The organism is Rhodococcus sp. H29-C3, from assembly GCF_030063405.1.
Classification (GTDB): domain Bacteria; phylum Actinomycetota; class Actinomycetes; order Mycobacteriales; family Mycobacteriaceae; genus Rhodococcoides.
In genome coordinates, this window is the sequence record NZ_JASITC010000006.1 from 28,272 (window position 1) to 50,183 (window position 21,912).

Annotated in this window: 17 protein-coding genes; 3 read left to right on the top strand and 14 right to left on the bottom strand. The window is 61.3% G+C overall.

Annotated elements, in window-relative coordinates; translation table 11 throughout:
- The first annotated feature begins 1 nt into the window (after nucleotide 1).
- The gene (gene aroA / locus QMK32_RS15335; protein WP_283475913.1) at nucleotides 2–1,330 is read left to right on the top strand and encodes a 3-phosphoshikimate 1-carboxyvinyltransferase; all 1,329 of its coding nucleotides are present in this window, start codon (nucleotides 2–4) and stop codon (nucleotides 1,328–1,330) included.
- Nucleotides 1,300–2,319 (top strand): ribosome small subunit-dependent GTPase A, encoded by a 1,020-nt coding sequence (gene rsgA, locus QMK32_RS15340; RefSeq protein ID WP_283475914.1) that lies wholly within the window; start codon nucleotides 1,300–1,302, stop codon nucleotides 2,317–2,319. Before aroA ends, rsgA begins: the two co-directional genes overlap by 31 nt.
- Before the next feature lie 42 nt (nucleotides 2,320–2,361).
- Here the strand turns inward: rsgA and QMK32_RS15345 are convergent, their stop codons facing one another.
- From QMK32_RS15345 to QMK32_RS15365, 5 genes are all read right to left on the bottom strand, one after another.
- On the bottom strand, nucleotides 2,362–3,606 hold the full coding sequence (locus QMK32_RS15345) for a fatty acid desaturase family protein (protein ID WP_283475915.1): 1,245 nt from the start codon (nucleotides 3,604–3,606) through the stop codon (nucleotides 2,362–2,364).
- A 118-nt stretch (nucleotides 3,607–3,724) separates the two neighbouring features.
- Nucleotides 3,725–5,008, bottom strand: a complete 1,284-nt coding sequence (locus QMK32_RS15350) for a fatty acid desaturase family protein (protein ID WP_283475916.1) — start codon at nucleotides 5,006–5,008, stop codon at nucleotides 3,725–3,727.
- A gap of 132 nt (nucleotides 5,009–5,140) precedes the next feature.
- Complete coding sequence (locus QMK32_RS15355) at nucleotides 5,141–6,256, bottom strand: ferredoxin reductase (protein WP_283476133.1); 1,116 nt, start codon at nucleotides 6,254–6,256, stop codon at nucleotides 5,141–5,143.
- Nucleotides 6,257–6,354: 98 nt separating this feature from the next.
- Nucleotides 6,355–6,879, bottom strand: coding sequence for a DUF6912 family protein (locus tag QMK32_RS15360; RefSeq protein WP_283475918.1), 525 nt, complete (start codon nucleotides 6,877–6,879; stop codon nucleotides 6,355–6,357).
- A gap of 11 nt (nucleotides 6,880–6,890) precedes the next feature.
- Nucleotides 6,891–8,342, bottom strand: a complete 1,452-nt coding sequence (locus QMK32_RS15365) for a WS/DGAT/MGAT family O-acyltransferase (protein WP_283475921.1) — start codon at nucleotides 8,340–8,342, stop codon at nucleotides 6,891–6,893.
- Nucleotides 8,343–8,767: 425 nt separating this feature from the next.
- Here QMK32_RS15365 and QMK32_RS15370 point away from each other — a divergent pair, with 425 nt between their 5' ends.
- Nucleotides 8,768–9,121, top strand: coding sequence for an Rv3235 family protein (locus tag QMK32_RS15370; RefSeq protein ID WP_283475923.1), 354 nt, complete (start codon nucleotides 8,768–8,770; stop codon nucleotides 9,119–9,121).
- Between the two features lie 25 nt (nucleotides 9,122–9,146).
- Here QMK32_RS15370 and secA read toward each other — a convergent pair whose 3' ends face one another.
- The 9 genes from secA to QMK32_RS15415 all read right to left on the bottom strand — a co-directional run bounded on the left by secA (nucleotide 9,147) and on the right by QMK32_RS15415 (nucleotide 21,720).
- Nucleotides 9,147–12,074: a preprotein translocase subunit SecA gene (gene secA / locus QMK32_RS15375; RefSeq protein ID WP_283475924.1), complete on the bottom strand. Its 2,928-nt coding sequence runs from the start codon at nucleotides 12,072–12,074 to the stop codon at nucleotides 9,147–9,149.
- A gap of 274 nt (nucleotides 12,075–12,348) precedes the next feature.
- The gene (gene hpf, locus QMK32_RS15380; protein WP_283475925.1) at nucleotides 12,349–13,017 is read right to left on the bottom strand and encodes a ribosome hibernation-promoting factor, HPF/YfiA family; all 669 of its coding nucleotides are present in this window, start codon (nucleotides 13,015–13,017) and stop codon (nucleotides 12,349–12,351) included.
- A 222-nt stretch (nucleotides 13,018–13,239) separates the two neighbouring features.
- Nucleotides 13,240–13,980 carry a ComF family protein gene (locus QMK32_RS15385; protein ID WP_283475927.1) on the bottom strand — a complete coding sequence of 247 codons (741 nt, stop codon included), beginning with the start codon at nucleotides 13,978–13,980 and terminating at the stop codon, nucleotides 13,240–13,242.
- A 52-nt stretch (nucleotides 13,981–14,032) separates the two neighbouring features.
- Nucleotides 14,033–15,802 carry an MtrAB system accessory lipoprotein LpqB gene (gene lpqB, locus QMK32_RS15390; protein WP_283476135.1) on the bottom strand — a complete coding sequence of 590 codons (1,770 nt, stop codon included), beginning with the start codon at nucleotides 15,800–15,802 and terminating at the stop codon, nucleotides 14,033–14,035.
- Nucleotides 15,802–17,556 carry an MtrAB system histidine kinase MtrB gene (mtrB, locus tag QMK32_RS15395; protein WP_283475929.1) on the bottom strand — a complete coding sequence of 585 codons (1,755 nt, stop codon included), beginning with the start codon at nucleotides 17,554–17,556 and terminating at the stop codon, nucleotides 15,802–15,804. The genes lpqB and mtrB overlap by 1 nt, the downstream gene beginning before the upstream one ends.
- Nucleotides 17,553–18,230, bottom strand: a complete 678-nt coding sequence (gene mtrA / locus QMK32_RS15400) for an MtrAB system response regulator MtrA (RefSeq protein ID WP_084346856.1) — start codon at nucleotides 18,228–18,230, stop codon at nucleotides 17,553–17,555. Before mtrA ends, mtrB begins: the two co-directional genes overlap by 4 nt.
- Nucleotides 18,231–18,234: 4 nt before the next feature.
- Nucleotides 18,235–18,900, bottom strand: a complete 666-nt coding sequence (locus tag QMK32_RS15405) for a dTMP kinase (protein ID WP_283475930.1) — start codon at nucleotides 18,898–18,900, stop codon at nucleotides 18,235–18,237.
- A 16-nt stretch (nucleotides 18,901–18,916) separates the two neighbouring features.
- Nucleotides 18,917–20,437 carry an adenosylhomocysteinase gene (gene ahcY / locus QMK32_RS15410; RefSeq protein WP_283475931.1) on the bottom strand — a complete coding sequence of 507 codons (1,521 nt, stop codon included), beginning with the start codon at nucleotides 20,435–20,437 and terminating at the stop codon, nucleotides 18,917–18,919.
- A 65-nt stretch (nucleotides 20,438–20,502) separates the two neighbouring features.
- Entirely contained in the window at nucleotides 20,503–21,720 is a 1,218-nt protein-coding gene (locus QMK32_RS15415; protein WP_502943642.1) for an alkane 1-monooxygenase, read from the bottom strand.
- Nucleotides 21,721–21,912 lie beyond the last annotated feature (192 nt).

The following is a 21,912-nucleotide window of genomic DNA, read 5'->3' on the forward strand; positions in this document are numbered from 1 at the left end:
GATGCGCAAAGATGAAGCCGTGAGCACCTGGACAGCGCCGTCGACCACAGAGCCCGTACATGCAACGGTGATCCTGCCCGGATCCAAGTCCATGACGAACCGAGCACTGATCATTTCCGCTCTTGCCACAGGCCCGTCCACGGTGTCGGGAACATTGCGGAGCCGAGACACCGATCTGATGATCGCCGCTCTGCGCGACCTCGGAGTTCGGATCGACATCGATGAAGACGATCCGACCGAGCTACACATCATTCCCGGCCCACTCCACGGTTGTTCGATCGAGTGTGGTCTCGCCGGAACCGTCATGCGGTTCGTTCCACCGCTCGCCACGCTCGCCTACGGTGCAGTCTTCTTCGACGGCGACGAGCAAGCGCGTTCGCGGCCTCTGGATACCATTCTGGGAGCCTTACGGTCGGTGGGCGCGCAAGTAGACGGTAACTCCCTCCCGTTCAGCGTGACAGGCACTGGGCGCCTGAGTGGCGGCGTCGTCGACATCGACGCATCCGGATCCTCACAGTTCGTGTCCGGGCTCATGCTGTCCGCCGCGGCATTCGACGACGGCATCACCATTCATCACGTAGGCAAGCCGGTGCCGTCGATGCCACACATCGAGATGACGGTGCACATGCTCAGGCAGGCCGGAGTACGAGTGGACACCCCCCACGACAGTGGCGACGCCGACACCTGGCGTGTTCACCCGGGTCCGGTCGCCCCGGTGCACTGGGTCATCGAACCGGACCTGTCCAACGCCACACCGTTTCTGGCCGCAGCCGCGGTCACCGGCGGTGAAGTACGCGTACCCCAGTGGCCGGCCGCAACGACGCAGCCGGGCGATGCGATCCGTGAGATTCTTCGGTCCATGGGCGCCGAGGTCGAGCTCACCGACGGCACCCTCGTCGTGTCTGGACCGGAGGTGCTGCACGGAATCGATATCGACCTGCACGAGGTAGGCGAGCTCACCCCCACAGTGGCAGCACTGGCCGCGCTCGCCGATGGACCGTCATGGCTTCGCGGGATCGCCCATCTGCGCGGCCATGAAACCGATCGGCTGAAAGCACTCGCAACGGAAATCGGCAGGCTCGGCGGAAGAGCCGTCGAAACCGCTGACGGTCTCGAGATCACGCCGGTTCCCCTCACCGCCGGACTCTGGCAGGCATACGCCGATCACCGAATGGCAACGGCGGGCGCAATACTCGGACTCCGCGTACCCGGAGTGCAGGTAGACGACATCGGCACCACGGCGAAGACGCTGCCCGGGTTCGAGACCCTGTGGTCCGACATGCTCGCCGGTTCACAGTCGTGCCTCGAGACCGACGGGACCATGTCCTGACGCCGCGCCGGTACGACGAATCGGACGTACGCATACGTCCGGGAAAAAGCTCACGACCTCGGACCAAGACCCGGCCCGAACATGCCGATGCCGAATCGGCCATGGTCGTGGCGGTCGATCGAGGCAGGTGGGGATGCGTTCTGGGAGGCGACCCGAACCGGCCCGTCGTCACCATGCGTGCACGTGAACTGGGGCGAACTCCGATCGTCGTCGGAGACGACGTCGACATCGTCGGAGATCTGACCGGCAAGGTCGATACCCTCGCTCGTATCGTCCGCGTCGCCGAGCGTCGCACGGTGCTGCGCCGTACAGCCGATGACACCGATCCATTCGAACGCGTCGTCGTCGCCAACGCCGAGCAACTACTCATCGTCGCTGCGTTGGCCGATCCGCCACCGCGTACCGGCTTCGTCGAGCGCGCGCTGGTTGCCGCCTACGTCGGCGGGCTGTCACCGATTCTGTGCCTGACCAAGAGCGATCTCGCGGATCCGACCGACTTCACCGCGTCTTTCGCCGATTTGGACGTACCTGTGGTTCTCGCCGGCCAAAGCGAGGACCTCACCGAGCTGACGGCAACGTTGCGGGGCAAACTGACCGCACTGATCGGGCACTCGGGAGTCGGAAAGTCCACCCTCGTCAATCGACTCGTTCCCGACGCACATCGCGCCGTCGGCGTCGTATCGGGCGTAGGCAAGGGACGTCACACGTCGACGCAGTCGGTTGCCTTGCCCTTGCCCAGCGGCGGATGGGTCGTCGACACCCCGGGAATCAGATCCTTCGGCCTCGCGCACATCTCACCGCACGACGTCGTGGCTGCCTTCTCCGACCTGGCCGACGCCATCGAGGAGTGCTCAAGAGGGTGCACTCATCTCGGACCGCCCGCCGATCCAGAATGTGCGCTCGATGACTTGACCGGTGACGCGGCCCGTCGCGTTCGCGCCGTTCGCGGGCTGCTCGAGGCCGTACGCACGAACGACGCCTGGCAGTAGATCACCAGACGTCGTTCGTGGTATCGAACCGAAAGTATTACTTCACTTACCTTTTCGCCCGAACAGTCCGCGGGACTTCCTGGCTTCACGAATCGCCGTTGCAAGGCCACGACGCTTCCCGGTCTCGGGATCGATGGTCATCAGTCCCTTGGGCTCGCCGTCGAACTTGTGCTCCGAGGCCGTCTCCGGGGCGTCGTCCGACGTTGCGCGCAGGTACTTGTTCGGGAGCGAGAGTTTGGCGATGGTTCGCCACGACAGCAAGTATTGCTTCGCGATCGAGCCGGTGGTGTACGGCAAATCGTACTTTTCAGCCAACGGCACCACCCGAGACTTGATCTCACGTAAGCGGTTGCTGGGCAGATCCGGGAAAAGGTGGTGTTCGATCTGGTAGCAAAGGTTGCCGCTCATGAACTCCATGACGGGACCGGCATCGAAATTTGCACTGCCGAGCATCTGGCGCAAGTACCACTGACCCTGCGTCTCGCCCTCCATGTCGGATTTGGTGAACTTCTCTGCACCGTCCGGGAAGTGACCGCAGAAAATGACGGTATTCGTCCACACGTTGCGGATCATGTTGGCAACAAAATTTGCCGACATCGTGGACTTCCACGCAGGACCGGTCAACGCCGGGAAAACTACGTAGTCCTTGGCAATTTGTTTGCCGACCTTTTCGAGCACCTCACGACGCTTCTGCACGAACTCCTCGCGATCGATGCGTCCCTTGGCGACCTTGCCGAGTTCGAGGTGTTGTGCTGCGACGCCGTATTCGAAGAACAGTTGCAGCAGCAGATTGAAGATCGGGTTGGCGAGGTTGAACGGCTTCCAGCGCTGATCACGGGTCACGCGAAGCAGGCCATAGCCCACGTCGTCGTCCATTCCGACGATGTTGGTGTACTTGTGATGGATGTAGTTGTGGGTCTGCTTCCAGTGCTCGGAGGGTCCGACAATGTCCCACTCCCACGACGTGGAGTGGATCTCCGGATCGTTCATCCAGTCCCACTGCCCGTGCATCACATTGTGACCGAGTTCCATGTTCTCGATGATCTTGGCAGCGCTGAGCAAGCCCACACCAAGCAGCCATGCGGGGCGTCGTCGGCTCGAGAAAAGTGTTGCGCGGCCACTGATCTCGAGTGCGCGCTGGAAGCGAATCGTATTGCGAATATATTTCGCATCACGCTCGCCCCGCGAAGACTCGATGTCCCGACGAATCGCGTCGAGTTCGATTCCGAGCGCTTCCACGTCGGCGTCGGTCAGATGTGCGTATTCTTTGATTTCCGAAATCGCCATAGGATACGGCCCTCCTGGCAGTCGTCGAGGTGTACTTCGTACACGTTCTTGAAGCGACCGTACCGCAACTTACGGTTGCGTAGGTTACGCGCGCGTAGGTGTGAGTGAACTCACCCCTCTACGCTCGGCGCATCGCCTTCGCCTGCCGCTTGGCTTCCTTTTTGGCGTTTCGAAGGGAGACCCGTGCTTCGGCGATAGCCGAACGAAGTCCACGCCGCTCACCGGTCATCGGATCGATCCGGAGCGCGTGAACGGCAGGAACCTCGCCCGTGCGGAAACGTCGCTCAGAGCTCGTTTCAGGCGCATTGTCGGAGGTAGCCCGCAACCAGGAGTCCGGAAGTGAAAGCTTGTGAATAGTACGAAGCGCCAACAGGTATTGCTTACCCAGCGAGCCCGTGGTGTACGGCAGGTCGTACTTCTCACAGAGCGCATGGACGCGTTCGGAGATCTCCGCGTACCGGTTGCTCGGAAGATCAGGGAACATGTGATGCTCGATCTGGTAGCACAGGTTGCCCGACATGAATGCCATGACCTTGCCCGCCTCGAAGTTCGCACTTCCCAGCATTTGACGCATGTACCACTCGGCGCGAGTCTCGTTCTCGAACTGACCGATGGTGAACTTCTCTGCACCATCGGGGAAATGTCCGCAAAAGATCACTACGTACGTCCACAGGTTGCGCACGAGATTCGCCGTCGCATTGGCCGTCAAAGTCGACTTCCACGCGGGTCCGGTCAACGCGGGAAAGAGAACGAAATCCTTGCCTACCTGACGCGCGATCTTGCGACCGAACTGCCGATTGGACGCAGACTGCCAGAAGCGCTGATGGGTCTCGCCGTCGAGGTCCTTCTTCGCATCCAGGTCATGCAGGGCGATGCCCCACTCGAAGGTCATGGCGAGGAGCACATTGGCCAAGGGCTGGATCAGGTTGATCGGCTTCCATGGCTCGTCGCGAGTCATACGGAGAATGCCGAAACCGATGTCGTCGTCCATTCCGACGATGTTCGTGTACGTGTGATGCGAGTAGTTGTGCGCTCGCTTCCACTGCTCCGACGGCCCCGTCTGATCCCACTCCCACGAGACGGAATGAATCTCCGGATCGTTCATCCAATCCCATTGCCCGTGCATCACATTGTGCCCGAGCTCCATGTTCTCGATGATCTTTGCAACAGTGAGCATCGCTGTTCCGGCCAACCACGCGGGTCGATACTTGCTGCCCAACAGCACAATTCGAGCCCCGAGCTCCAAACTGCGTTGGACCCGGATGGTCCGCCGGATATAGGCGGCATCCTTGGCACCCCTACTGTCCTCGATATCACGTCGTACCGCGTCGAGTTCGCGTCCGAAGGCTTCCATATCGGCTTCGGTCAGGTGAGCAAACTCCTTGATGTCCGAAATGGCCATCGTGGTCCTCCAGTGGTCCTGGGCCTAGCACTGATGGCTTAGCCCGAATGTCTGTTAGGCGTCAGCGCGCCTAGCCAAATAATAACCGAAGATACTGAGAGGTAGATATGCTCCCCCGCAGCGCACAGGTGTTTACAGGTCGAGAGTGCAGTCGCCGGCCGCGGCCGAGATGCACGTCTGAATTCGATCACCTTCACCGTGCTGTTTGCCTGAGCGGAGATCGATGACATGGCCTGCAGTCAACGGAACCACGCAGGTCTGACAAATCCCCATCCGGCATCCGAAAGGCATCTGGACACCGACATTTTCGCCTGCCTCGAGCAGACTCGTCGCGCCATCGACCTCGGTGGAACGGTCCGACTTGCCGAACGTCACCGTGCCGCCCTTACCGGAAGTATCAGCGCGTGAAATCTCGAATCTCTCGAGGTGAAGCTTGCCTTCCAACCCCTCGTGTTTCCACACGCGCTCGATCTCTTCGAGGAGCGAAGCGGGACCACACGCCCATGTCTCACGGGTACGCCAGTCCGGGTACAGCTCGTCGAGCGAGGCCAGCGCGAACTTGCCATCGGACCGTGTCAGCTGAATATGCGAATGAAATTGCGGATGCGCCTCGGCGAGTGCAGAGAGTTCGTCTGCAAACATGACTTCGTCCTCGGTGGGTGCCGAGTGAATGTGCACGGTGTCCGACAATTCTCCATGACGGTCGAGCGCTCGCAGCATCGAGATCACCGGCGTTATGCCACTACCGGCGGTGATGAACAGGATCTTCTCCGGAGGCGGCGTCGGAAGCGCGAAATTCCCTTTCGGTGCAGCCAGTCGCACAATCGTCCCCTGCGGGACTCCACCGACCAGGTGGCTCGAGAGGAAACCCTCGGGCATCGCCTTCACAGTGATCGAAATACGCTTTTCGTCCCAGTTCGGCGGTGACGTCAGCGAATACGACCGCCAATGCCACCTTCCTCCGAGGTGAAGACCGATGCCGATGTACTGGCCGGGCTTGTAATCGAAATTGAAACCCCACCCCGGTTGAATGACCAGCGTCACCGCGGTTGCAGTTTCCTGCTTCACCTCGACGACGCGTCCGCGCAGCTCCCTCGCCGACCACAACGGATTGGCGAGGTGCAGGTAGTCGTCGGGAAGTAGAGGGGTCGTAATCCTGGTGAACGCTCCGCGCAGCATGTTCAGCTTGGGCCGCTTGGGCGCAGATACGTCCGCAGCAGGTGCTTCCAGCCACTTCTTGAGGTCCATCCGGTTGGTCATCCCCTCGCTCTAGGCAACGATACGTTGCTGTAAGTTACGCTACCGTAGGTTGACGATACGCAAAAGCGATGTGGGTTACACCGCCGTCACAGCAACGCGAGCAAGAACGGCAACTCCTGCGTGGCGTACCACGCCAAAATGTGGTCCTCGGCATCGCCGAGGACGAACTCTGCGTCGGGATCACCGACGTCGGCCGCGTCGACTACTGCAACAGCTTTTCCTACTGCATCCTCCGCGCCCTCCAAATCGAGGTGAACCGAGGCCACCTCGTCCATGCGCAACGGGTTCTTCAACCGAACGACCGCGTCGTCGAGATCGGGACGAAGGGTCGGATCCTTGACGTCCGCGGCAATGACCGCACGTCGATGCACCACTCCCCCGTCCACTACCCCCGCATCCGTCTCGTCTTCGATGCCTGCAGCGATGAGCCGCAACGACGCCCTGGCGGCCTCGTTCATGGCGACCTCGGCCAACTCCTCGTCGTCACCCGAGGAGTACGCCTCTCGTAGAGACGGCGTCACCGCGAACGCGGTCCTGCTCACCGGATGGAATTCACCTTCTTCCACCAGCGTTCTCAGCATCGCGACCGTCGCCGGTATGTACACCCTCACAGTTGAACCCCTTACACTCTCGACTCGTTGCTGGCATCGATCAGCTCTTCCAGAGACTCGAGTAGCAGTGCTGTCACTACGTCGACGTCGGGCATCGCACCTCGGTCGGCGTTCAGCCCGAAGTACACGGAGCCGTCGTACGACGTAAGACCGATGCTGAGGGCCTGATTCTCGAAGAGCGGCGGCACCGGATACATCTCCAGCATGCGCGCCCCACCCACATACAGTGGAAACTGCGGCCCCGGCGCGTTGGTGATGATCAGGTTGAACAGTCGCTTCGATAGCCGACTACCTGCTCGCACGCCCATCGCATGCAAGCTGGCGGGAGCGAATCCCGAAATTCGCATCAGAGTTTGAGCCGTCACTCCGGGTGACTGTCGCGCATGAGCTTCGGTCGCATGAGAAATATGCGACAGCCGGACGACCGCGTTGGGCTCACCTACGGGCAGGTCTACGAGAAACGACGACACTTCGCTGCGCTGCACCTCGGCTTCGGGCTCACCGGTCAGCCTGGCGGCGTGCTCGAGGTGTCCTGCCGCTTCGATGGCGACGTACACCGACATCGGCACCAGTGCCCGAACCGTCGACGACTCGGTCACCGGTTCGCCGCGCGAGAGAAGCCAGTTGCGCAGGGCACCCGTCACCACGGCGAGCACGACATCGTTGATCGAACAACCGAATCGGGTGTGGATCTTTCGGTATTCGGACAGTTCTGTCTTCGCCACCGCGAACCGACGATTCCGAGATATCGGAGTATTCAGCGGGCTGGAGGGCGCAACCTGCGCCGCCTTGCGCACGGCGGAAAACACTTTGCCCGTCGCGACGACGGCCTCACTCGCCACGTCGGTGATGCCGCGGAACGCCCCTCGGACGGCTTCGACGCCTTCACTGGGGCGAACGATCATCTCGGTGATGGCTTCGAGGACAAGCGTTGTGTCCTTGGGCTCGCGCGCCGGCATCCACAGTTCCTCGGCCATGACAGGGGGGCTTTTGCTCGCGTCGAGGATGACTTGACCGAGCTCGAGTGCCGTCTCTCCATCCACGAGCGCAGAATGCGATTTGGTGAAGATGGCGAACCTGTTTTTGGACAGCCCCTCCACGAGATACATCTCCCACAGTGGACGCGTTCGGTCGAGGGGTCGGGAAGTGAGCCGGGCAATCAAATCGTGGAGCTGATCATCGGAACCCGGTTTCGGTAGCGCAGACCGACGAATGTGGTAAGTGATGTCGAACTCCGGATCGTCGACCCATACCGGGCGCGCCAGCCCGAACGCGACCTCGCGAACTTTCTGCCGATAGCGGGGCACGAGAACCAGGCGCTCCTCGACAAGCTCGAGCAAACTTTTGTGACTGAAACCGCTGCGCGGTGTGCGGAAAATCGCCAACGATCCCAAATGCATGGGAGAGCTACTGGCCTCGAGAAAGTAGAAAGACGCGTCCTGCGTAGTCAGCCTTGTCGCCATCGCGAATCCTGATCCCCGTTTCCGTTCGCCGGTACCGGCTAGTTCTGCCCGACGCTCGAACCGACCCTGTCGATCGAACTTGGATGAAGCAAAACGCTACAGCCATTTCTACCTGCTGCACGAAAGACGACGATGGAACCGTACGGCCTCCGGTTCCGTCTCTCTCACTAGAGGATGCATACACCGCGACGTAAGGGATGCGAAAAATGGACAACCCGCCCGTGTCGAACCGTCATACATTTCTATCGCACGCCCGCCCTTTCGAGCCTCCGACTGCGTCTGGAAGTGCCGCCGCGAGCGCCAGGAATCGTCTCGATCACCATCTTGCACACGTACACGCCGGCAGCCAGTCGGACCGTCGATGTCGCCCCTTTCAGCGAAGTCTTGGAAACCACGCTCACGCGAGCACCACTGGATCGAATGTTGTGAACCCAGCCGAGCGTCAGGCTTCCGAAGACGCACAGCGGGGTGCAGAGCACGCGTTGCGACTGATCCTGGAGATTCTCGACAGGCGCCGAACACCCGCCAGGCTGGGCGCCCTGTTCACCCCCACTGTTGTCGAATCCCTCAAGACCCTTGTGAACTCGCCGCCACCCGGCCGGAGTCTCGGCGCCGCGTCACTCCGACGGGTACATGTGAGTCGATGCGCAAAGCACTCCGCGGAGGTGTTCGGCACCTATGCTCGCGGACCGCGCATCTTTGCGGTAGCCGCCCGCCTCGAATATCGAAAGACTGCACGACACTCGGGCTGGACGGTCACCTCGGTCAGGATCCGTTGAGGTTCACCCGAACGACTGCAGGTTCTCAACGCTTCTTCTTGGACCTACCGGACTTGTTGGAGGTTTTCGACTGCTCGCGAGCTGCCTCTCGGCGCTCCCTGCGCGTCCCTTCATGGGTGACCGGTGTTCCTGCAGTCGCTGATCCCCCTTGACCGGATCCGCCCGAACGCCGTACCTCGGTACCGCCGTCTTCGTCCGGACCGGAGAACGTCAACCTCCCACTGGGGCGTTCGTCGAGGCCCTTCGCACGAACGGCGCTCGGTGCCGCACCCTGCGCAGGCTGTGCGAGGTTGTCCTGTGCCGGCAGCGGATTCTGAATCGGTGCCTTCTGGGCAGCTGTCGACTTCTGCATCGAGGCGCCGGCCGTACCGATCGGAGATGCCAGACCGGGCGCGACCGCCAGGCCTGCCCCCACCGCAGGACCTGCGGGCGCTGGGGTCGCCTCGACCTGCAGGTTGAACAAGAACCCGACGGATTCCTCTTTCAACCCCTCCAACATTCCCTGGAACATGTCGTACCCCTCGCGCTGGTACTCCACCAGCGGATCCCGCTGCGCCATCGCGCGCAGGCCGATGCCCTCCTTGAGGTAGTCCATCTCGTAGAGGTGCTCACGCCACTTTCGATCGAGCACCGAGAGCAGCACGCGACGCTCCAGCTCACGCATTCCGTTCTCGCCCGCGATCTCTTCGATGTTCTTCTCACGCGTCGCGTACGCGGCTCGAGCGTCGGCAAGCAACGCCTCCAAGAGCTCCTCGCGGCTCAGATCACCCTTTTCGCCGAACTCGTTCTCCTGCGAGAGCTCCTTGTAATCCAGACCAACCGGATACAAGGTCTTCAATGCCGTCCACAACTGCTCGAGATCCCAATCCTCGACGTACCCGTCAGCAGTGGCCCCGGTGACGTAGGCGGTGATCACATCGGTGATCATCCCCTCGACCTGGCCTTCCATATCTGCGCCCTCGAGGATGCGGCGCCGCTCCTCGTAGATGACGGTGCGCTGCTGGTTCATGACCTCGTCGTACTTCAGGACGTTCTTGCGGATCTCGAAGTTCTGCTGCTCGACCTGGGTCTGCGCACTCTTGATGGCCTTCGAGACCATTTTGGCCTCGATCGGCACGTCATCGGGCAAGTTGAGACGAGTCATGATCGATTCGAGTGCGCCACCGTTGAATCGACGCATCAACTCGTCACCGAGCGACAGATAGAAGCGGGACTCCCCCGGGTCACCCTGACGACCGGAGCGGCCACGAAGCTGGTTGTCGATCCGTCGCGAGTCGTGCCGCTCGGTACCGAGGACGTACAGCCCGCCTGCATCACGCACGGTCGCTGCGTCGGCTTTCACCTGGGCCTTCACCGTCTCCAGCGAAAGCTCCCACGCATCTTGATAGGCGTCGGGTGTCTCCACCGGGTCCAGACCCTGCTTACGCAGTTGCAGATCGGTGATGATGTCGGGGTTGCCACCCAGCACGACGTCGGTGCCACGTCCCGCCATGTTGGTTGCCACAGTGACGGCACCGAGCATGCCGGCCTCGGCCACGATGGTGGCTTCCTGCTCGTGGAACTTCGCGTTGAGCACGCTGTGCACTACGCCTTGCTTGGTGAACTGCTTGGACAAGTACTCCGAACGCTCGACACTCGTCGTTCCGATAAGAACCGGCTGCCCCTTGGTGTGCCGTGCGACGACGTCGGCGACCACCGCATCGAACTTCGCCTCTTCGGTCTTGTAGATGAGGTCGCCATTGTCGACGCGAACCATCGGGCGGTTGGTCGGAATCGGAATGACGCCCAACCCGTAGATCTGATGAAGCTCGGCCGCTTCGGTCTGGGCAGTACCAGTCATGCCGGACAAGGTGTCGTACAGCCGGAAATAGTTCTGCAGCGTGATCGTGGCGAGAGTCTGATTCTCGGCCTTGATCTCGACCTTTTCCTTGGCCTCGATGGCCTGGTGCATACCCTCGTTGTATCGACGCCCCACGAGGATGCGGCCGGTGAACTCATCGACGATGATGACCTCGCCGTCGCGGACGATGTAGTCCTTGTCCTTGGCGTAGAGCTCTTTCGCCTTGATCGCGTTGTTGAGGTAGTTCACCAACGGAGAATTGGCGGCCTCGTACAGATTGTCGATGCCGAGCTGGTCCTCGACGAATTCGACGCCCGCCTCGTGGACACCGATGGTGCGCTTACGGATGTCGACCTCGTAGTGCACGTCGACCTTCATCATCGGCACGATTCGGGCAAATTCCCCGTACCATTTCGACGACGCGTCGGCCGGACCCGAGATGATCAGCGGCGTGCGCGCCTCGTCGATGAGGATCGAATCGACCTCGTCGACGACAGCGAAGTTGTGACCCCGCTGCACCAGATCGTCGAGGGAGTGCGTCATGTTGTCGCGGAGGTAGTCGAATCCGAATTCGTTGTTCGTTCCGTAGGTGATGTCGGCCGAATAGGCCGCACGTCGCTCGGTAGGCGTCATTCCCGAGAGAATGACGTCGACCTCGAGGCCGAGGAAGCGGTGGACTCGGCCCATCCACTCCGAATCTCGCCTGGCCAGGTAGTCGTTGACGGTCACCACGTGCACCCCGTTGCCGGAGATCGCGTTGAGATATGCAGGCAGAACGCAGGTCAGAGTTTTGCCCTCGCCTGTCTTCATCTCGGCGATGTTCCCGAAATGCAGAGCTGCTCCGCCCATCACCTGGACGTCGAAATGTCGCTGCGACAGCACTCTCGACGATGCTTCTCTGGCGACGGCGAAAGCCTCCGGCAGCAGCTCGTCCAGAGTTTCACCGGACGCGAATCGATTCTTGAACTCTGCGGTCTTGCCATGCAGTTCGGCGTCGGACAGCCGCTCGACGTCCGGAGACAGGGTGGACACATGGTCTGCGATGTTCTTGAGCCGCTTGACCATGCGACCTTCACCAACACGGAGCAGCTTGGAAAACGACAGCGAAGGCACGGGCTTTCTCGTCCTCGATCCTCGGTTACGGATATCGGCTTACAAGATATCGACTGGTCATCTACGTCGTAGCGGGGCGTTACGGCAGCAACGGTTGCGCTGCACTCACATGAAAGTCTCATGTCAGCAGCGGACCGACGCGTCCATGGTAGGCGCTGATGCTGAGTGCTTTGTAGGCCCACCACACGTTGGTGGGCCCGACCTGGGGTCGAACCCCCGGTCGGGCCCACTGATGCGGCTCGAAACGTACGTCGGACCTATGTCTTCGGCCAGATCAGGTGAGTCTGATCAGGCCGTAGTCGAATGCGTGCCGCCGATACACGACGGACGGTCGGTCGGAGGCGCTGTCATGGAAGAGGTAGAAGTCGTGACCGACCAATTCCATCTCGTAGAGTGCGTCGTCCACGCTCATCGGTGCAGCAGAGTGGACTTTGGTTCGGACGATCTGTCCGGGTCCCGTCGCCTCGTCCTCGAACGAATCCAGCTTGATGTCCGGATTCAGCGCAAGACTGTCATCCTCGGCCAACTCTGCCGTTGCCTCGGCCACCGACACCGGAGTCTTGTCTCCGTAGTGGACCTTGCGGCGATCCTTGGTCCGACGAAGACGCGCTTCCAGTTTGGATGTGACGGACTCGAGTGCTGCATAGAAGCTGTCGGCAGTAGCTTCTGCTCGAACAACCGGGCCCTTGCCTTTTGCGGTGATTTCTACGCGCTGACATGCTTTGGCTTGTCGACGGTTGCGCTCGTGCTGCAGTTCGACGTCGAAGAGGTAGATGGAAGGGTCGAAGCGCTCGAGTCGGGCTAGTTTTTCGGAGACGTACACCCGGAAGTGGTCTGGGATCTCGACATTGCGGCCCTTGACCACAATGTCGGCATTGGTCTTGGTGGACTCGTCCGAAGGCTTCTCGTCGAAGAAAACAGAAGCTTGTGAAGGGGTCGTCACTCGTACCTCCCGATATAGGCTGCACCGCTTTTCGCAGTGCGGCAAATGTTCATGCCGAATGGGGAACCAACCGGCATCACGTGCGGCTGCATCACCTCCACTACGAGACCTCGTAAAACATGTCGAGGTCGTGTCCGCGACGTTAGTCTGTCATCCGCTCGTGTGCCACTCTTCACTCGAAATTGGTGCGTCCGCGTGTCCGGAGTGCACTATCGAGGCCCCCTAACGAACCGCAGCAATTACCAACACCCCATCGACACGCACTCCCGAATTCGTTAGGACACTTACTGATTCGGTTGCCGTCGCACCGGTGGTAAGTACATCGTCCACCAGAAGGATCGTTCTCTCGCGCGGAATTCTCACGCGCGCAGCGATATCGCGGATTTCGGTGCGTCGGCGATATCGACGACCGGAAGATCCAGGACTGTACGAGCGTGCCATGTCGATCCGACCCGAAACGTTCGCCTGCCGCTCGGACGCACTGAGCCCGACCGAATCTCGCACTCCCCTGCGCATCCGCAATACCGACGGTATCCGCACGACTTCATGCCGTAGCTCGGCCGCGGCCGCCCTGGCACAGCGCTCTACATGATCACCACCTCGCCCGCGCGCTGCTCGTGCTCGGGTGGGCGCAGGCACGAGCACGAGAGAAGAAAGCTCCGGCGGATCGATCTCACCGAGTATCCGCAGTTTCTGGACCGCGTGGGCAAGGGCCCGACCGAGCGGGACGGCCACGTCGTGCCGGTTCCGTTCCTTCAGCTCGAGGACCGCGATTCGGCGAGGCCCGGAGTACGGCCCGAGCGCCCAGCACGGCACTCCTGGGTCGACACGGGGCGATACCCGCTCGACGGCGGAACACACCGTGTTCTCGCACCGTGAACACCACAGGGTTCCCAGAGCACCGCAGCCACCACACTCACGAGGGAGTGCGAGGTCGAACAGCGTCCGGACAGTTGCTTTCATACGGCGAATCAAAGCAGCCGGGTACGACAGCGTTTTCTGCCGGTCTCGGCACTCAGCCTGGCAGAATCGGTATCGCTTTCACTCCCGCCAGTCCGGCCACTTCACGCCAGTAGCGGTCACCGGCGGGATCTCCGTTGTTCAGCTGAAACACTGCGCGCGAATCCGCGACGTACTCGTTCGTCGGCGACGCGTCGACAGAGAGCACCGGGGTCGTCAGGTTCCGGCTCGGAAGCGCGTCGAGGCGCGAACCGTCGGTCGTAACCTGCACTACCGGCACGTCGGTCGCGATACGCACGATGACGATGGCATCGCCGGTACTCCAGTCCAACGCAAGAGCGTCGCTGCCGAGACCGTTCGCGACCGCCTTGGGAGACATGAGGGAGTACGAGCCATTCTCCTTGCGCACGACCGACGCGACGTATACCAACCCGTCGACGATCATGGCCGCCCGGACGCCGTCGCGTGATAGCCGTAGGTCGGTGATCCTCACACCGAGCGCAGTGACGGCGGTGGCATCCACCGGAACGACCGACACCTGCCCCGTCGCTGGATCCCGTGCTGCGCGAATCACATTCGTTCCGTCGATGACAGCCCACGCCGCGTTGTTGTCGGCACCCCAGGAAGGTCTGGTGATCGACTGCCCCTCCGCCACGGGGAAGGCACCACTGTCGTACCCACCGATCATCAATGTCGAGGACGGCTCGGGCACCGGGCGGCCAGTGTCTGCTACGCCGGCCACCAACGTTCCGTCGTTCGACAGCGCGACGCTACGCAGATTGTTGACGGTGCCGAAATATCCTGGAACAGGAACGGCACCGTAATCCTCTACCGACATCAGTTGCCCGGCGACCAACGCGTGTAGGCCCACTGCAGTCTCGGGTGTCCCCAACGGATCGAGAGAACCGACGTCCGCGGTCGTCCACCCGTCCGGCTTGTCGTCATCGAGAGGTTGTCCGTCGGCGAGCAGAACGTACGGACCGGATATATCCGCCGATGCCAACGTCCAGACCACCTGGGCAGCAAGTAGCTCACGATTCTTCGTATCCATCGACTGCAGTCCGCCGAAATCGATTTTCACTCCGCCTGCACCGACGCCGACCTGTGTTGTTCGACCATCGGCCTTGGTGATCGGCCCACGAACACCGACATTGTTCGACAATTCGTTCGACACCGCCGGCGCCAACGTCTGTTTCGGCCCGTCGATCAGCAATTGCACGAGCTGGTTGGCCAGTTGATCGGGAGACCCGGTGAGCCACCGGACGTCGGGAACCAACGCAGCGCCGAGCGGATCGACGAAAAACAACGACTGGCGTTGATAGGCATTGAAGAACTGCGAGCGATCGATCAGTACGCCTGGAGGAAGCTCGTCGATGCGCCACTCCCCGTCGACCTTGACCATCCGAATCGTCGAGTCAACCGTGCCTGCACCGGCCTGATAGTCACCACCCGACGCGAGGACGCCCACGGTGTTGGATCGAATCGTGTACTCCGACTCATCCGAAGTGCGAGGACCGGACAACAGGTCGATTCTGTCCGCCACGACGGTTTTGGCTCCGTCATCCCAGCTACCGGAGGCCTCGCGTGTCAAATATTGACGTGCAGCTTGATGGCGATTCGCCGAATTCGCGCTCGCCACGAGAAAGTCGCGTACGAGCAGATCGGGCTCACGTCCTTCCGCCGGCGGTGGCGGCGTAGTCGACGCTGCCCCTCCTGTGATCGAACCTATTGCCTGGGGGGTCGACGATTCGGGCAGACTTGCGCATCCTGCGAGGGACAGGAGAACGACCAGCACAGCGGCAACGGTCGCCGAACACCGCCGGATCACGATGAGTCCGACGGGTTCGAAGGGTCCGTCGACTCGCTGGACACCGCAGGCGTCAACGCCGGGTGCTCTGCGTCCGGCGTCGGCGGCGCGTCGGTGCGCGAGGTCGACGAGGGAAGCGGCTGGCCCTGTGAGTAACGCCGAGTGCTCGGCTTCAGAGGCAATGGACTTCCGATCACTTTGTGGCCTCGCACGAGCGGCAACGTCAACCGGAAGCATGCGCCTTCACCCACAGCGCCCCACGCCTCGAGCTTCCCGTCGTGCAACCGTGCATCCTCGACGCTGATGGCAAGGCCGAGTCCGGTCCCGCCCGATCTGCGTACGCGAGAAGGATCCGAACGCCAGAAGCGATTGAAAACGAGCTTCTCCTCACCTGGACGCAGTCCCACTCCTTGATCTCGAACGACAAAGGCCGCAGCGTCCGCATTGGCTCGAAGTCGTAACAAAACCGGCTTCCCTTCACCGTGATCGAGAGCATTGGCAAGCAGGTTTCGCAGAATTCGCTCGACACGACGCGGATCCACCTCGGCGATGACGGCACGATCGGGCATGTCCAGGATGACCTCGGTGCCAGTCTCCCGAGCCAAATGCCGCACCGTGGACACTGCCGCTCGCGCACACATCCGTAGATCGAGTTGCTCGGCGGCGAGTTCGGCGACACCTGCATCGTGGCGGCTGATCTCGAGCAAATCCCCGAGCAGCGTCTCGAACCTGTCCAGCTCGTTGACCAACAACTCAGAGGATCTCCGCAAGGCCGGATCGAGATCTGCACTGCCGTCGTGGATCAGATCTGCGGCCATGCGCACCGTCGTCAGCGGCGTTCGAAGCTCGTGGCTCACGTCGGAGGTGAAACGCCGCTGCAGGTTTCCGAACTCTTCGAGCTGGGTGATCTGTTTGGACAGACTTTCCGCCATCTCGTTGAACGACATGGCAAGGCGCGCCATGTCGTCCTCACCACGCACCGGCATTCGCTCCTTGAGTCGTCCATCGGCGAATCGAACGGCGATACGTGAGGCCGAGCGAATCGGAAGGACCACTTGCCTGGCGACGAGCATCGATATCGCTGCAAGTAGGACCAGCAGCACGACAGCACCGATGAGGAGCGTTCCGCGGACAAGTGAGAGTGTTCTGTCCTCGCTCCCGAGTGGGAACACCAGATACAGCTCGAGCCCGGCGATATCGGACCCGGTGGGTGAACCCATGATCAATGCCGGCCCGGAGTAGCCGCCCTCGTTGTCGGAGACAGTCGCGTACTGATAGCTGATCAAGCCCTGCTTGACGAACTCACGCAAGCTTGCCGGAATGTGATCGACGGGACCGACCGAGGCGTCACTGCGAACACCGTCGCCTTCGACGATCAGCACCGGGTCGAACGTGCCCGCGGACCCGGATGCCTGCCCGGCATCGACGTCGCGACTGGTCAACTGTGCACGGGCACGCTCGAGACGGGTACTCAGCCCGCTCGAGTCGTCCGCTCCGGCCAGCGACCCTTCGACAGTGGTACGGGAACGATCGAGTTCCTCGGTGGCAGCGGTGATCTTCGCCTCCAGCAGACGATCGGTTATCTGACTGGTCAGAACGACCCCGAGAATGGTGATGACGACCAGCGACAACGTCAGAGTCGAGACCACCACGCGCAGCTGAAGCGAACGCCGCCACGCATGACCGAGCGCAGTACTGAGCGAACGCAACCAGCGCAACAGCGGCGAGAACGTTCCGTTGATTCGCCGCCGAGAGTGGGAAAAACGGATCACGGCGGTCCGGCCTTGTAGCCGACCCCTCTCACGGTCAGAACGACTTCTGGGTTCTCGGCGTCCTTCTCGACCTTCGCACGCAGGCGCTGAACGTGAACATTGACCAGACGTGTGTCAGCGGCATGGCGGTAACCCCACACCTGTTCCAGAAGCACCTCACGAGTGAATACCTGCCGCGGTTTGCGAGCAAGCGCCACCAGAAGATCGAACTCGAGTGGGGTCAAGGACACGAGCTCGTCCCCCCTGCTCACCTTGTGGGCAGGGACGTCGATCACGATGTCGGCAATGGACAACAATTCGGCCGGCTCGTCCTCGGTGCGGCGCAATCGCGCCCGAACACGAGCGACCAGTTCCTTCGGCTTGAACGGCTTCATGATGTAGTCGTCTGCGCCGGATTCGAGCCCGAGAACGACGTCGACCGTGTCGGTCTTTGCCGTCAACATCACGATCGGCACTCCCGAATCTGCACGTAGAACTCGGCACACGTCGATGCCGTTCATACCTGGAAGCATCAAATCCAGCAACACCAGATCGGGTCGGTTCTCGCGAACCGCGGCAAGAGCTTGAGTGCCGTCACCGACGACGAAAGGCTCGAAACCCTCGCCACGAAGGACGATGGTGAGCATTTCGGCCAGAGCCGAATCGTCGTCGACTACAAGAATCCGGGGCTTCATGTTCCTATGGTGTCACTTTCATGCCGTCAGATGTCTCATTGACCAGGTGCGCGGCGAGTTGGGTCGGGTCGACGTCCCCGCCGATCACCTCCCACGGTGACACCCAGTTCGCGGCGGCCAACCCGCAATAGGCTGCTGAAGTCCTGCTTTGAAGCGAGGAGTCACGCTCGTAGGAGTCTCTGACGCGAGTCGAATCCTCTTTCTCACGTGCCTGAGCACGTTCGGCGGCGAGCTCGACGGGGACGTCCAACAGGATCTGCACATCAGGAATCGGCACCCCGAATCGTTCGAATTCGAGAGCTCGAATCCATTCGACCCCAGCACCGTCGGCCTGCTCTTCGAGCCGCGCAGCAGTATATGCGGCATTCGAGGCGACATATCGGTCCAACAGAACGATATCGTTGCGCAAGAGCAGCTTTCGGATCATCTCTGCCGCATCCCGTCGATCCAGGGCGAACAGCAAAGCCATCGCGTGCACACTCTCCGCGGTATCGCCGTGCTCACCGCGCAACGCCTCGGCAGCGAGATCGGCATGAACCGACGATCCGTACCGCGGGAACCCGACGCGAGCGACCTCGAGGCCCTCGCGCTCCCATGCCGAGACGAGCCGGCGGGCCAGGGTGTTCTTGCCCGCCCCGTCGACTCCCTCGATCACCAGCAATTTTCCCACGGCTACCGCGTCCGGATCAGTAGCGGTAATGCTCGGGCTTGTACGGGCCCTCGACGTCGACATTGATGTATTCGGCCTGCTCCTTGGTGAGCTTGGTGATCGTGCCACCGAGTGCCTCTACGTGGATGCGAGCAACCTTCTCGTCGAGGTGCTTCGGCAGGCGGTACACCTCGTTGTCGTACTCGCTCGGCTTGGTCCACAGTTCGATCTGCGCGATGACCTGGTTGGAGAAACTGTTGCTCATCACGAACGACGGATGACCCGTTGCGTTGCCGAGGTTCAGCAATCGGCCTTCCGACAGCACGATGATCGAATGGCCATCAGCGAACTGGAACTCGTCGACCTGCGGCTTGATGTTGATCCGCGTAACGTCCTTCGCGCGCTCGAGACCGGCCATGTCGATCTCGTTGTCGAAGTGGCCGATGTTGCCCAAAATTGCCTGGTGCTTCATCCGCTGCATGTGCGCGAAGGTGATGATGCCGAGATTGCCCGTGGAGGTGATCACGATGTCGGCCTTCTCGATGAACTCCTCGACGGTGCGCACGTCGAACCCGTCCATGAGCGCCTGGAGTGCATTGATCGGATCGGCTTCGGTGACCGTGACGCGAGCACCCTGGCCCTTCAATGCCTCGGCGCAGCCCTTACCGACGTCGCCGTAGCCACAGACCAGAACCGCTTTACCGCCGATGAGGACGTCGGTACCACGGTTGATTCCGTCGATCAACGAGTGACGAGTGCCGTACTTGTTGTCGAATTTGCTCTTGGTGACCGAGTCGTTGACGTTGATCGCCGGGAAGGTCAATTCGCCGGCGGCAGCGAACTGGTAGAGCCTCAGCACTCCGGTGGTCGTCTCTTCCGTGACGCCCTTGACCGATGCTGCGATCTCGCTCCACTTGGTCTTCGACTCTTCGAGCGAGCGGCGCAACAGGCCGAGGAACACCTGGTACTCGTCCGAATCCTGATCTTCGTCGGTGGGCGGAACGACGCCTGCCTTCTCGAACTGAGCGCCACGAAGCACGAGCATCGTCGCGTCGCCGCCGTCGTCGAGAATCATGTTGGGGGGCTGTGGGGTTCCGTCAGCGGCTTCAGGCCACGTCAGCATCTGCTCAGCGGCCCACCAGTAGTCCTCGAGGGTCTCGCCCTTCCACGCGAAGACCGAAACGCCCTTGGGCTCCTCGACACTTCCGTGGGGTCCGACCACAACGGCCGCGGCCGCATGATCCTGGGTAGAGAAGATGTTGCACGACGCCCAGCGAACCTCGGCGCCGAGGGCGACCAGAGTTTCGATCAGAACGGCAGTCTGCACGGTCATGTGGAGCGATCCCGATACCCGAGCGCCCGCGAGCGGCAACACTTCGGAGTATTCGCGACGGAGTGCGATCAGACCGGGCATTTCGTGCTCGGCGAGGCGGATCTCCTTACGGCCGAACTCCGCCAGAGACAGGTCTGCGACCTTGAAGTCGATTCCACCGAGGTTGTCCGCGGTGAGTGCCGATCCTGTGGCCGAACGATCATCCGGCGTTACTGAGGTGGTCATCTTGCCTCTCCTGATTGCGTGAAGTTCTCATTGAGGCTATCGGGTCGACGCGCCGAGGGTTCGCGCTACCTACATTTGGTCATCCGAGCCTGCACGCATCCGGGCGCTGCGTATGCCCGAAGAATCTTCTCGCGCTTACGGGGAAGGATGTTCGCTCGGCTCACATCGCCGCCGTAGTGGGCAATGACCCGCGGGTCCATGACCCGACGCCACAGTGGTGGGAACGCGGCCATCATCACCATCGTTGCGTATCCGGCCGGCAACTGCGGCGCCTCGTCGCAGGTACGAAGGACCTGATAACGCTTGGACGGATTGGCATGATGATCACTGTGCCGCTGCAGGTGATAGAGAAATATGTTCGTGCACAATCGGTCGCTGTTCCAGCTGTGCCGTGACGAGCACCTGACGTAACGCCCCCGAGCGTTCTTTTCCCGAAGCAATCCATAGTGCTCGACATAGTTGACTGTTTCCAACAACAAGAAACCTACGACGGCCTGCAGCACGAGGTACGGCAGAATTGCGGGCCCGAACGCCAGCGCCAGCAGCGCGAACAGCACTGCACTCATCAACCATGAGTGCAGAAGGTTGTTACGGATACTCCAAGGTCGGATGCTCTCGCGAGCCAACCTCTGCGTTTCCAGATGCCACGCCGATATCAACCCCAGAACCACAGTGCGAGGCAGGAACGTCCACAGATTCTCCCCTAGCCGTGAACTGGCAGGATCATCGGGAGTTGCCACTTTGACGTGATGTCCGCGGTTGTGCTCGACGTAAAAATGTCCGTAGAAGGTCTGCGTCAAGGCAACTTTGGCAAGCCAACGTTCGTGCCTTTCGACCCGGTGGCCCAACTCGTGCGCCGCATTGATCCCAGTTCCGGCGACGAGGCCGACCGTGGCAGCCAGACCGATCCTGTCGATGATCGTCAAATCTCCAAAAGACCACATCCAGCACGCGACCAGTAACGTGAAAAATTGAATGGGCAAAAAGGCATAGGTGCACCATCGATAGAACTTGTCTTCCTGCATCGACGACACATCGGTGTCGGACGGATTGTCACCGTCCTCACCGGCCACCTTGTCGAGGACCGGAATGATGACGAAGAAGACCATCAAGCCGCTCCACCAAAATATCGGCATGCCGGTCCACAGGACCAACTGCGAAGGCAACAAAGCCGAAGCGGGCGCAAGTAGACCGAGCAGCCATAAATACCGCTTGTAGCCTCGCCGGTTTTCAGCTGTTACAGGCTGCGCGGCGGTGATCGACGGTACCTCGCTCGCCGGCATGGACGCACGCGATGCGTCGCGCTCGGGACGTAGGGCTACGCGGGGAGGGACGCTACCGACGGAGACTCCGTCGACAACCGCGCAGTTACGGTCGGCCTGACTCAACCCACACCCCTAAAACTCGACCCGAAGTTGGCTCGAGCAGCCTATAACATTCCTACTGCCCCGTAAATGAGCTCTGAGCGCTCTGGC

Coding starts and splice junctions, on each gene's coding strand:
- mtrA (WP_084346856.1), bottom strand. CDS start 18,230: ATGAAGCCCCGGATTCTTGTAGTCGACGACGATTCGGCTCTGGCCGAA.
- QMK32_RS15385 (WP_283475927.1), bottom strand. CDS start 13,980: ATGAAAGCAACTGTCCGGACGCTGTTCGACCTCGCACTCCCTCGTGAG.
- QMK32_RS15415 (WP_502943642.1), bottom strand. CDS start 21,720: ATGCCGGCGAGCGAGGTACCGTCGATCACCGCCGCGCAGCCTGTAACA.
- aroA (WP_283475913.1), top strand. CDS start 2: ATGCGCAAAGATGAAGCCGTGAGCACCTGGACAGCGCCGTCGACCACA.
- ahcY (WP_283475931.1), bottom strand. CDS start 20,437: ATGACCACCTCAGTAACGCCGGATGATCGTTCGGCCACAGGATCGGCA.
- QMK32_RS15345 (WP_283475915.1), bottom strand. CDS start 3,606: ATGGCGATTTCGGAAATCAAAGAATACGCACATCTGACCGACGCCGAC.
- QMK32_RS15355 (WP_283476133.1), bottom strand. CDS start 6,256: ATGGACCTCAAGAAGTGGCTGGAAGCACCTGCTGCGGACGTATCTGCG.
- QMK32_RS15350 (WP_283475916.1), bottom strand. CDS start 5,008: ATGGCCATTTCGGACATCAAGGAGTTTGCTCACCTGACCGAAGCCGAT.
- QMK32_RS15365 (WP_283475921.1), bottom strand. CDS start 8,342: ATGGCGACAAGGCTGACTACGCAGGACGCGTCTTTCTACTTTCTCGAG.